Source organism: Amycolatopsis thailandensis (genome assembly GCF_002234405.1).
GTDB classification, from domain to species: domain Bacteria; phylum Actinomycetota; class Actinomycetes; order Mycobacteriales; family Pseudonocardiaceae; genus Amycolatopsis; species Amycolatopsis thailandensis.
On record NZ_NMQT01000020.1, the window covers coordinates 46,610 to 58,575 of the forward strand.

9 protein-coding genes are annotated in these 11,966 nt (G+C 69.8%); 7 read left to right on the forward strand and 2 right to left on the reverse strand.

Annotated features, from left to right (window positions below; genetic code table 11):
• Positions 1-256: 256 nt before the first annotated feature.
• Complete coding sequence (locus tag CFP71_RS06335; protein WP_208635891.1) at positions 257-1,252, reverse strand: LLM class flavin-dependent oxidoreductase; 996 nt, start codon at positions 1,250-1,252, stop codon at positions 257-259.
• Between the two features lie 174 nt (positions 1,253-1,426).
• On the opposite strand from CFP71_RS06335, the gene CFP71_RS06340 reads away from it, so the two are divergent.
• Entirely contained in the window at positions 1,427-5,242 is a 3,816-nt protein-coding gene (locus CFP71_RS06340; RefSeq protein ID WP_482746717.1) for an nSTAND1 domain-containing NTPase, read from the forward strand.
• Between the two features lie 279 nt (positions 5,243-5,521).
• Here the strand turns inward: CFP71_RS06340 and CFP71_RS06345 are convergent, their stop codons facing one another.
• Entirely contained in the window at positions 5,522-7,636 is a 2,115-nt protein-coding gene (locus CFP71_RS06345) for a HelD family protein (protein ID WP_093932893.1), read from the reverse strand.
• 122 nt (positions 7,637-7,758) lie between these two features.
• Here CFP71_RS06345 and rsmD point away from each other — a divergent pair, with 122 nt between their 5' ends.
• The 6 genes from rsmD to CFP71_RS06375 all read left to right on the forward strand — a co-directional run bounded on the left by rsmD (position 7,759) and on the right by CFP71_RS06375 (position 11,861).
• The gene (gene rsmD, locus CFP71_RS06350; protein ID WP_093932894.1) at positions 7,759-8,313 is read left to right on the forward strand and encodes a 16S rRNA (guanine(966)-N(2))-methyltransferase RsmD; all 555 of its coding nucleotides are present in this window, start codon (positions 7,759-7,761) and stop codon (positions 8,311-8,313) included.
• Between the two features lie 52 nt (positions 8,314-8,365).
• Positions 8,366-8,848 (forward strand): pantetheine-phosphate adenylyltransferase, encoded by a 483-nt coding sequence (coaD, locus tag CFP71_RS06355; protein WP_093932895.1) that lies wholly within the window; start codon positions 8,366-8,368, stop codon positions 8,846-8,848.
• 99 nt (positions 8,849-8,947) lie between these two features.
• Positions 8,948-9,637 carry a ribonuclease domain-containing protein gene (locus CFP71_RS06360; RefSeq protein WP_093932896.1) on the forward strand — a complete coding sequence of 230 codons (690 nt, stop codon included), beginning with the start codon at positions 8,948-8,950 and terminating at the stop codon, positions 9,635-9,637.
• Between the two features lie 67 nt (positions 9,638-9,704).
• Positions 9,705-10,220, forward strand: a complete 516-nt coding sequence (locus CFP71_RS06365; RefSeq protein ID WP_093932897.1) for an RNA polymerase sigma factor — start codon at positions 9,705-9,707, stop codon at positions 10,218-10,220.
• On the forward strand, positions 10,220-11,008 hold the full coding sequence (locus tag CFP71_RS06370; protein WP_093932898.1) for a hypothetical protein: 789 nt from the start codon (positions 10,220-10,222) through the stop codon (positions 11,006-11,008). Before CFP71_RS06365 ends, CFP71_RS06370 begins: the two co-directional genes overlap by 1 nt.
• Positions 11,009-11,135: 127 nt before the next feature.
• Entirely contained in the window at positions 11,136-11,861 is a 726-nt protein-coding gene (locus tag CFP71_RS06375) for a DivIVA domain-containing protein (RefSeq protein WP_093932931.1), read from the forward strand.
• Positions 11,862-11,966 lie beyond the last annotated feature (105 nt).

Here is an 11,966-nt window from a genome sequence, read left to right on the forward strand (position 1 = left end):
GGGGTGGGTGAGAGGCGGGACGGTCACCCACTTGGAGTCTCGATCGACCCTCGAGTCTCGGTTTTGTTGTCCCGAAAGTCCGTGAAGGCCTCCTTCCCTACCCTCAAGGTAGGCAAGGAGGCCTTCACGGAACGGGGGTGGCGAGGTCGCTGGTGGACCCTTTCACGCTTCATCGGTTGCCCCCGATGTGGCATTGGGGACACTCAGCGTCCCCAATGCCACATCGGGGGCATGGTCGAGGCCGCCCGGCGGCCGGTCAGCGCGCCAGTTCGGACACCAGTTCATAGGAGCGGACCCGGTCCGCCTGGTCGTGCACCATGGTCGTGATCATCAGCTCGTTCGCGTCCGTGTCGGCCAGCAGGGTTTCGAGTCCCTTGTGGACTGTCTCGGGCGAACCGATGACGCTGCTCGAAGCCCGGTCCTCGATGAACACACGCTCGATGTCGGTGTACGGGTACGCCGCGGCCTCTTCCGGAGTCGGCAGCGGGATCGGGCGGCCCTTGCGCAGGCTGAGGAACGTCAGGCCGCTGGGCGCGGCAAGGTACTGGGCGCGCTCGTCGGTCTCGGCGGCCACCACGGAGACGCCGAGCATCACGTACGGCTCGTCGAGGACGTCCGACGGCTTGAACGAGTCGCGGTAGAGCGCCACGGCGGGAAGCGTGTTCTCGGCGCTGAAGTGGTGTGCGAAGGAGAACGGCAGGCCCAGTTCGCCCGCCATCCGGGCGCTGAAGCCGCTCGAACCGAGCAGCCACACCGGCGGCTTGTTGCCCTCGGCGGTCACGGCGTTGACCGCGCGCTGGTCGGAGTGCTCGAAGTAGGCCAGCAGCTCCGCGAACTGCTGCGGGAAGTTCTCCGCGGTGAGCCCGCCGGGGCCGCGCAGCGCGAGCGCGGTCCGCTGGTCGGTCCCCGGGGCGCGCCCGATGCCGAGGTCGATCCGGCCGGGGTGGAACGCCTCCAGGGTGCCGAACTGTTCGGCGACCACCAGTGGCGCGTGGTTCGGCAGCATGACCCCGCCGGAGCCGACCCGGATGCGTTCGGTGGCGGCGGCGACCTGGCCGATCATCACGGCGGTCGCGGAGCTCGCGATGCCGGGCATGTTGTGGTGCTCGGCGAGCCAGTACCGGTGATAGCCGAGCGCTTCGGTCCGGCGGGCGAGGTCGAGGGTGTTGCGCAGCGAGTCGCCCACGCCGCCCCCGGCCACGACGGGCGAGAGGTCGAGCACGGACAGCGGGATGTCAGGCAAGGAGGTCACGCTCCGGTACAACGCGTCCGGCCCCCGATCCCTTCCCGTGACATCGAGCACCTGTCAACCGATCGAAATTAACCGACCCGATATGTCCGGTGCCCGGCGGACTCCCGTCGTTTTCACGGTACGGTTGCCCCCTAATGCGACCGTGGGAAAACCACTGAAAAGAAAGGATTGAGGGTGCCGCGTCCGGAGCGACCTTTGGATCCCGGGGACGATCCGTTGCTCGAGTTCGCCGCCGATCTCCGGAGATTGAGGGAGAAAGCCGGAAACCCGACGTACCGCGAGCTGGGCAGGCGCGCCCATTACTCGGCAGGCACCCTCTCCGAAGCCGCGGGCGGGAAGAAGATGCCCAGCTTGGCGGTCACGTTGGCCTACGTCCGGGCATGTGAAGGGCCAGAGGCGGAGTGGGAGGCCCGATGGCACGACGTGACCGAGCGGACGCGCACCGGAGTCAGCGATTCACGGGTTGCCCCACTGAATGGGGAATCGGCCCCTTATATCGGCCTGACCGCATTCGGACCGGGTGACGCGGGCCGATTCTTCGGACGCGAACGACTTGTCGGGAAACTGGTTACCCGGCTTTCGGGGCAAAGATTTCTGGCGGTTCTGGGAGCGTCCGGTTCGGGTAAGTCGTCGTTGCTCCGGGCGGGCCTCCTGCCCGTCGTCGGCGAGCACTCCGTCACGGTGCTGATGACGCCCGGTTCGCGGCCGCTGCAGGAGTGCGCCGTCCAGTTCGGCGCCGCGCTCGGGCTCGCGCCCGGCGGGCTGCTGACCGAGTTCACCGGGCATCCGCGCAATCTCGGTCTCGCCGCCCGGCAGCTGGTCGCGGACCGCGAGGGCGACGTCGTGCTGGTCGTCGACCAGTTCGAAGAGGTCTTCACGCTCTGCCAGGACGCCGACGAGCGCGCCGCCTTCCTGGCCGCGCTGGTCACCGCGACGACCGAGCCGGACAGCCGGACCAGGGTCGTCCTCGGCATCCGCACCGACTTCTACACGCACTGCGCGCGGCATCCCGAGCTGGTCGAGGCGATGCAGGACGCGCAGATCCTCGTCGGCCCGATGAGCACCGAGGAGCTGCGGCAGGCCATCTCGCGACCGGCGATCGACGCCGGGTACCGCGTCGAAAACGCGCTGGTCTCGCGGCTGGTCGCCGACGCGACCGGGCAGCCCGGCGTGCTGCCGCTGCTCTCGCACGCGCTGCTGGAGACCTGGCGCCGCCGCCACGGCAACACCCTCACCCTCACCGGCTACGAGTCCACCGGCGGGATCGAGCGGTCGGTCGCGCAGACCTCCGAGCACACCTTCACCGCGCTGAGCGAACACCAACAGCAACTGGCGAACCAGATCTTCCTGCGGATGACCGCGCTCGGCGAAGGCACCGAGGACACCAAACGCCGCATCACCCGCGACGAAGTGGACGCCGACGATCCGGACGTCGCCGTCGTGCTGGACAGGCTGGCCTCCTCGCGGCTGGTCACCCTCGACGACAACGGCATCGAGATCGCGCACGAGGCGCTGATCCGCGGCTGGCCTCGCCTGCGCGAATGGCTCGCCGAGGACCGTGAGGGCCTGCGCGTGCACCGGCAGCTCACCGAGGCGACCGACGCGTGGGAGTCGGTCGGCCGCGACGACGGCTGGCTCTACCGCGGCGCGCGGCTGTCCATCGCCATGGAGTGGGCGGGCGAGCACGACAGCGCGCTTTCCCAGCGTGAACGCGGCTTCCTCGAAGCGAGCGTCGCCATCGAGAACCGGGAGCAGGCCATCGCGCGCCGTCGCACCCGGCGGCTGCGTCAGCTGGTCGCGCTCCTGGCCGTGCTGCTGGTCCTGGCCACGGCCGCGATGGTGTACGCCGTCCGTGCCGAGCAGACCGCGACCAGCCAGCGCAACAACGCGCTCGCGCAGAAGGTCGCCGGGCAGGCCCTCGAAATGCGAGGGACGAACCCGGCGCTGGCCGCGCAGCTCGCGCTGGCGGCGTATCGCGTCGACCCGGGGGTGGAAACCCGCGGCAGCGTGCTCGGGATGGTCGCCTCGCCCTACTCGACCCGTGCCGCCGGGCACGCCAACCGGGTCAATTCGGCCGCCCTGCGCGGCGACGGCCAGGTCATGGTGACCGGGAGCTGGGACCACACGGCGAAGCTGTGGGACGTCAAGGATCCCTATCGTCCGAGCGAGCTGGCCACGCTGTCCGGGCACACCGAAAACGTCAACTCGGTGGCGTTCAGCGCCGACGGCGGGACGGTCGCGACGGCGGGCTGGGACAAGACCGCGCGGCTGTGGAACGTCGCCGATCCGGCCAACCCCGGGCCGGGGGTGCCGGTCGGGGAACATCCGAGCCGGGTCAACGCGGTCGCGTTCAGCCCGAAGGCGCCGGTGCTCGCCACCGCGGACGGCGACGGCACGATCCGCCTGTTCGACGTCCGCGATCTCGCGAAACCGGTGCTCGTGGCCACGCTGGCCGGGCACACCGGCAACGTCAACGGTCTCGCCTACGCCCCCGACGGCCGGACGCTGGCCTCGGCGGGCGCGGACAAGACCGCGCGACTGTGGGACGTCGCCGAACCGCTGAAGGCCAGGCCGCTCGGGGTGGCGGCCGGGCACACCGCCGGGGTCCACTCCGCGGCGTTCAGCCCGGACGGCCGGACGCTCGCCACCGCGAGCATCGACCAGAGCGCGCGGCTGTGGGACCTGGCCGACCCGATGGCGCCCGCGCCGCTGGGGACGATGACGGCGCACAGGACCATCGTGCGGTCGGTGGCGTTCAGTCCCGACGGGACGACGCTCGCGACGACCGGTTTCGACCGCAACGCGCGGCTGTGGGACGTCACCGACCCGAAGAAGCCGCGTGAGAAAGCGCTGCTGACCGGGCACACCGCGGCGGTGGTCTGGGCGGTGTTCTCCCGCGACGGCCGCACGCTCGTGACCGCGAGCGACGATCAGACGGTGCGGCTGTGGGAGCTGCCGGGGCCCGCGATCACCGGCCCCACGAGGTCGGCCTGCCGGGCGGTGTTCAGCGCCGACGGGAAGCTGATGGCCACCGGGAGCCAGGACGGCGTGGTGCGCCTGAACGACGTCGCCGATCCGCGGAACCCGCGCGAGCTGGGCAGGATCACGGGCTTCGGCAACGGCGTCTGCGGTCTCGCGTTCAGCCCGGACGGCCGGACGCTCGCGGCCGGCGCCTGGGACCACACGATGCGGCTGATCGACGTCGGCGATCCGCGCGCGCCGGTCGACGTCGGTGTCTTCAGCAGGCCTCCGGAGGAGATCGACGCGGTCGCGTTCAGCCCGGACGGCCGGACCCTGGCGACCGCGGGCGCCGGGCACACGGTGAAGCTCTGGGACGTGGCGGACACGCGGAGACCCGTCGAACTCGCGACCCTGACCGGGCACGAGGACGACGTCCATTCGATCGCGTTCGGCCCGGACGGGCGCACTCTGCTGACCGGGGGCTGGGACCACACGGCGCGGCTTTGGGACGTCTCCATGGTGAAGGCGCCGAAGCAGCTTTCGGTGCTGAAGGGACACACCGACACCGTGTTCTCCGTCGCGTTCAGCCCGGACGGCAGACTCGCCGCCACCGGCGGCGCCGATCGCACCGCGCGGCTGTGGGACGTGTCGGATCCGGCGGCCCCGCGGCAGACCGCGTCGGTCCCCGGGCACACCGACATCGTCATCTCGGTGGCGTTCAGCGGCGACGGGAAGACCTTCGCGACCGGCAGCTACGACCGGACCGTGCGACTATGGGACGTCTCCGATCCCGGAGCGGTCCGTGAATCGGCGACGCTGGCCGAGGATGTCGACAGGGTCAACGCGGTGGCGTTCGCCCCCGACGGGCACACGCTCGCGGCTTCGGTGGCGGACGGCAGCGTGCGGTTGTGGGAGACGAACGCGGAACGCGCCGCCGAACGCGTCTGCGCGACCGTGTACCCGCGGATCACGGCGGCGGAGTGGGAGCAACGCCTCCCGGGGCTCGATTACCGGCCTCCGTGCCCGTGACCACCGCCGATTCGTTGTTCGGCGTTGTTGTTCGGTGAAAGCGCTGTGACACCGAACAACGAATAGGCGCTAGAAATACCCCTGGACGTGCGATGCGTCCCCACATCGTTCACTCACCGGGGGTCTGAAGGGCTCCTTCAGGACATTCACCAGTGCCCTGAAGGAGCCCTTCAGCTTTTTCGCGCCCACCCCTAGAACGCAATTCGTCCTCTGGATGCGGTACTTGCACGCGCAACTACCGCATCCAGAGGACGAAATGCGTTCTAGGTCGGGCGGGGGTCAGACGGCGGGGATCCAGTCCGGGTTGGAGGCCAGGACGGTCAGCTGCTGGGTCGCGCGGGTCAGCGCCACGTACAGCACCCGCCGTCCGGTGGTCGACTCCGTGATGAGGTCGTTGGGCTCCACCAGGACGACGGCGTCGTACTCGAGGCCCTTCGAGTCGAGGCTGCCGACGACCTTGAGCCGCTCGTCCGCGAGCCCGTCGAGCCAGCCCTCGACCTCGGGCACCCGGTCCATGGCGGTGATCACGCCGACGGTGCCTTCGACGGCCCCCATCAGTTCCTTCACCGCGGCCTGCGTCCCCGCCTGCAACCCGGAGGCCTCGACCGGCCGGACCTCCGGCGTGATGCCGGTCTGCCGCACCGCGCGCGGGAGCTCGTCGGCCTCGGCGTGCCCGGCGACGACCTTCGCGGCCAGATCGAAGATCTCCGCCGAGTTCCGGTAGTTGGTGCGCAGGGTGAACCGTCGCCGCGTCGTCTTGAGCCCGAAGGCCTGGTCACGCGCCATCGCGGCCTCGGCCGGATCCGGCCAGGAACTCTGCACCGGGTCGCCGACCACGGTCCAGCTCGCGTACTTCCCGCGCCGCCCGACCATCCGCCACTGCATCGGCGAGAGGTCCTGCGACTCGTCGATGACCACGTGCGAGTACTCGTCGTAGTGCTCGGGCCGGGTCGGGGCGCCGCCGCGCTCCGGGTTGACCTCGATGCTCTGACGGGCCCGGCGGCTCTTGGGCGGCTGCCCGATCAGGACGCGCAGCTCGTCGAGGAGCGCGACGTCCGCGATGGTCCAGCCGCGAGAGCGGTCGGCGAAGTCGGCGGCCAGCATGCTGATCTCAGTGCGGTTGAGCAGGCCCTTCGCCGCCGACGCGAGCCGCTTCTCGGTGCCCATCCACCGCAGGATCTGCGCCGGGTACAGGATCGGCCACCAGACCACCAGGAACCGGTGGAACTCGATGCGTTCGCCGAGTTCGGTGATCAGCTCGGCCTTGTCGATCTGACGGCCGTCGTCCTTCGCGTGCTGATCGGCCTTCGCGGCGAGCGCGTCGAGCAGCAGTTCCGCGGCGCGGATCCGCGACCGGTTCGGCGGCCCGCCCGCGGTGTGGACCTTGCGGCGCACCTTGTCGAGTTCGCGCGCGTTCAGCCGCAGCACCTCGCCGCGGTAGACGATCTTCATGTCCTCGGGCGCGTCTTCCGGCGTGTCCCGCAGAGCGCGCAGCAGGATCTTGCGCATCCGCAGCGACCCCTTGATCGCCGCCAGCGGAGCCGGGTCCTGCCGGGTCGCTTCGAGGCCGTCGAGGACCTCGCCGAGCGCGCGCAGTTCGACGTTCGTCTCGCCCATCGACGGCAGCACCCGCGAGATGTAGCTGGTGAACACCCCCGACGGGCCGATCACCAGCACGCCCGCGCCGCCGAGCTGGCGGCGGTGACGGTAGAGCAGGTAGGCCGCGCGGTGCAGCGCGACCGCGGTCTTGCCGGTGCCGGGGCCGCCGGTGATCTCCGTGACACCGCGCCACGGCGCCCGGATGACCTCGTCCTGTTCCTTCTGGATGGTCGCGACGATGTCGCGCATCTTCTCGCCGCGCGACCGCCCGAGCGCGGCCATCAGCGCGCCCTCGCCGACGATCTGCATCGTCTCCGGGACCGCGTCGGCGATCAGCACGTCGTCGTCGACGTCGAGCACGTTCTGCCCCGAGCACCGGATCACCCGGCGCCGGACGACGTCCATCGGCTCCTCGGCGGTCGCCTGGTAGAACGCCGCGGCCGCGGGCGCGCGCCAGTCGGTGACGAGGTTGTCGAACTCGGCGTCGCGGATCCCGAGACGGCCCACGTAGATGTGGTCGTTGTCGAGATGGTCGAGCCTGCCGAAGACCAGGCCCTCGTACTCCGCGTCGAGGGTCTGGAGGGTCTGATTGGCGTGGTACACCATCATGTCCCGTTCGAACAGCATCGACGCCTGCTCGAAGATCGCTTCCCGCCCGGCGCCATGGCCGATCTCATAGCCCTTGGTACGCATGGCCTCTGCCTGGGCTCGCAGTTCGGCGAGCCGGGTGTAGACCGTGTCCACATGGGCTTGCTCGATGGCGATCTCGGCCCGTCTGACCCGAGGTTCGGACACGCAACGCTCCTAAACGCTTCTATCGCCTCCGAGGGCGAAGGACGACTCTACGCGAGCTGGGCGGCGGCTTCACCAAGTCCCGGGCAACGTCACGGTGGAAGGCGTTGAGGCACGATGCTGCAATGACCAGGATCGTGGCGGGGACCGCGGGCGGCAGGCGGTTGAAGGTCCCTCCGAAGGGCACGCGGCCCACATCGGAACGCGTACGCGAAGCGCTGTTCAACGCGCTGGAGGTCGCCGGCGAGCTGCAAGGGAGCCAGGTCCTCGACCTTTACGCCGGTTCGGGCGCGCTCGGGCTCGAGGCGCTGTCCCGCGGCGCGTCGGGCGCGCTGTTCGTCGAGTCGGACCGGCGCGCGGTCGAAGTGCTCAAGGGGAACGTCGCCGCGCTCGGTCTCGGCGGCACGGTCCGCGCCGGGGCCGTCGAGTCCGTCGTCGCCGCTCCGGCGCCGGAGACGTTCGACATCGTCCTCGCCGACCCTCCGTACGCGGTCGATTCCACCCGCCTGGGGGAGGTCATGGCCGCGCTCGCGGCAGGTCGCTGGGTCGTGGACGGGGCGCTGGTGGTGATCGAGCGGGCCGCGCGGGACGGCGAGCCGGACTGGCCGCCGGGCTTCGCGCCGATGCGGACGAAACGCTACGGCGACACCGCGCTCTACTGGGCCGAATATCAGGTGTGACGCCGCACAGAGAAACGCGCGGGAGGCCGTCGGCCTTGGTAGCGTCCGCGCCATGCGGCGTGCGGTCTGTCCCGGGTCCTACGACCCGGCCACCAATGGGCATCTCGACATCATCGAGCGGGCGGCCAAGCTGTTCGACGAGGTCGTCGTCGCGGTGGGGGTGAACAAGAGCAAGAAGGGCCTGTTCACCACCGAAGAGCGGATGGACATCCTGCGCGAGATCACCGCGAAGCTGCCGAACGTGCGCGTCGACTCCTGGCAGGGACTCCTGGTCGACTACTGCCGTGAGAACGACATCATCGCGGTCGCGAAGGGCCTGCGGTCGGTCAGCGACTTCGACTACGAGCTCCAGATGGCGCAGATGAACCGCGAGCTGACCGGGCTCGAAACGCTGCTGATGGCGAACAACCCGGCCTACGGTTTCGTGTCGAGCTCGCTGGTCAAGGAGATCTCCGCGCTCGGTGGCGACATCGAGCACCTGGTGCCGCCGATAGTGTTCAAACGCCTCTCGGAGAAGTACTCCGAACGAGGTTGACCCGAACGGCCGAAGCCGTTGGTCTGGCAGCGGTGAGCGGCGGTGGAGAGTTCATCTCGACGCCTTCTGGCGAACACACGATCGGGTTACGGTCCGAAAATGACCAACAAACGATCGCGGGCCGCCGCCGCGCTGCTCGTTCTGCTCGTCACGTTCTTCGGCGGGGTCGGTGCGGCGCAGGCCGCGGCGCCCGTCTCCATCCAGCAGAACCCTTGTGGGGATCTCACCGGGTTCAAGCACACGTCGCTCTCGTCGCTCCCCGCCGAGGCGACGACGACGTACAACCTGATCCAGAAGGGCGGGCCGTACCCGTACCCGGACAACGACGGAACGGTCTTCTCGAACCGGGAGAACATCCTCCCGAAGTGCGCTTCGGGCTACTACCACGAGTACACCGTCCCGACCCCGGGCTCGTCGAACCGCGGCACGCGCCGCATCGTCACCGGGACCGGCGGGGAGTACTTCTACACCGGCGACCACTACAAGAGCTTCTCCGTGATCGACGTCAAGGGCACGCCGGCGCCGTCCTGCGGTGACACCTCGAAGCTGGCGAAGACCGGCTACTCGGCGCTGTCCTCCGCGGCGAAGTCCGTGGTGGACAAGGCCCGCGGCGGCGCGACCGGCACGGTCTACGAGAACCGTGAGGGGGTGCTGCCGTCGTGCGCGGCCGGCTACTACCAGCTGTTCCCGGTGGGCACGAGCGACCGCGTGATCTCCGGCAAGGGCAGCGAGATCGTCTACACGCCGGACCGCTACGCGACCTTCAAGCTGGTCGACCTGAACGGCTGAGTCGCCCATGCAACATCCCGTGCCTCCTCGTCCGTGAGATACATCGGAACACGGATGAGGAGGCACGATGCGGTCTGGGGACGATGCGAGCTTCAGGGAGTTCGCCAGGGACAAGGCGCTGCCGCTCCGGCGGACGGCGTACCTGCTCTGCGGCGACTGGCATCTCGCGGAGGATCTGGTCCAAACCGCGCTCATCAAGCTCTACCGGGTCTGGCCGAAGGTCCGCCGGAAAGGGCCCGTCGACAACTACACGAGGCAGATCCTGATGCGCTGCTGGCTCGATGAGCGGCGACGTCCATGGCGGAGCAAGGAAAACCGCGACGGCGTCGTCCCCGAAGAGCCTTCGGCCCCCGCTGATGCGGGCATCTCGGATTCGCTGCTTCGCGCCCTCGCCGAAGTTCCACCGAAACAGCGCGCCGCCGTCGTACTGCGCTACTGCGCCGACCTCCCGGTCGCGGAGGTCGCCGTCGCGCTGCGCAGTTCGGAAGGGACGGTCAGGAGCCAGGCCTCGCGGGGACTCGACGTCCTCCGCGCGGCCCTGAAGAGACAGCACGACGAGGCTGTCTCCGGGAGGAACGCGTGATGGACGAACTCGAGAACAAGCTGCGCGGGATCACACTGGCCGAGCCCCCGCTCGGCTTCGACCCGGACGAGGTCGCCGGCACGGCGGCGAAGAAGGCGCGGAACCGGCGGGCCGTCGTCGCGACGGGGGTCGCGACGCTGGCGATGATCGCGGCGGCGGTGGTCTTCGTGAGGCCGGAAACCGGTCCGGTGGTCGGCCCGGCCGTGTTGCCCACCCCGGCGGCGCCGTCGCCGAGCAGCGTGCCGCCCCCGGTATCGGGGAACGTGGACCTGACGGCGCGGAAGGCGAAGCTCGCCGGGCATCTGTCGACCGCGCTGCCCGGCGTGCTCACCGGGGCGAAGGACATCCGGATCCGCTCCGTCCATCAGTTGCGGACCTGGGACGTCCTCATCTTCATGGTCGGCTACCAGGACGCCTCCGGTGCCGACCGTTCGCTGGTCGTCACGCTTCTCGGGACCGAGGCCGCCAAGCGGGGGTTCTCGCTCGAAGACAGTTGTGAGCCGGGCCGCAAGACCCGCGGCGACTTCGGCGCGGACCTCGGCGGGGTGACCGGCGGGGAACCGGTGGACTGCGCGAAGCTGCCCCAAACGGACGGGAGCACCGTGGTCGTCACCGGCACCGTCCCGTCACTGCCTCCCGGCGACGTCGAACCGGGTCGCGACGCGACCGCGTACCGGGCCGACGGCACATCGGTCGTCGTGTCCACCGGCGCGGGCGACGGGGGTTCGCGTCCGGCCGACGACCAGTTGATCAAGCTGGTCACGGATCCGGAACTCACTCTCCGGTAAGGAGCGGGCGATGGCGCGCGGTACCGGGCGGGACACGCCCGGTACCGCGTGCTTTCACCCCTTACCGCGCCGATGCGGGCAAACTGAGGTCAGGGAATGTGGGGATCGCTGTAGGTAGGGAGTGGCCGTGTACCGGGTTTTCGAGGCGCTCGACGAGCTCGTCACCATCGTGGAGGAAGCCCGCGGCGTGCCGATGACCTCCAGTTGCGTTGTCCCGCGCGGGGAGGCGCTCGAACTGCTCGACGACATCCGCGACGCCCTTCCGGGTGAAGTGGACGACGCGCAGGACGTCCTCGACAAACGTGATCAGCTGATCCAGACCGCCCGCACCGAGGCGGCGGAGACGGTCACCACGGCGAACACCGAGGCCGATCGCACGGTCGCCGACGCGCAGGCCGAGGCCGAACGCATCCTCGCCGACGCCCGCGCCCGCGCCGAGCAGATGATGAGCGACGCGCACGGCGAGGCCGAGCGCATGGTCGCCGCCGGACAGGCCGAGTTCCAGAACCTCACCGACCGCTCGCGGGCCGAGTCGGAGCGGATGATCCAGGCGGGCCGCGACGCCTACGAGCGCGCCATCGAGGACGGCCGCGCCGAACAGGCCCGGCTCGTCGCGCAGACCGAGGTCGTCCAGGCCGCGCACGGCGAGGCGGCGCGCATCGTCGACGAGGCGCACGTCGAGGCCGACAAGCAGCGCAGTGACTGCGACGCCTACGTCGACGGCAAACTGGCCGAGTTCTCCGAACTGCTGGCGACCACGCTGCGGACGGTCGATTCCGGACGCAACCACCTGCGGTCGCCGGTCAACCTGCCGGGCAACAGCCGCACTTCGCTCTACGACTACCAGGCCTGATCCGAGCCCGTACACGCGCTATGAAAGGTCCTTTCCTTGCAAAATTTGCAAGGAAAGGACCTTTCATAGCGTTCGCGAGGGTGTAGCGGACCGTGCCCGTAAAGA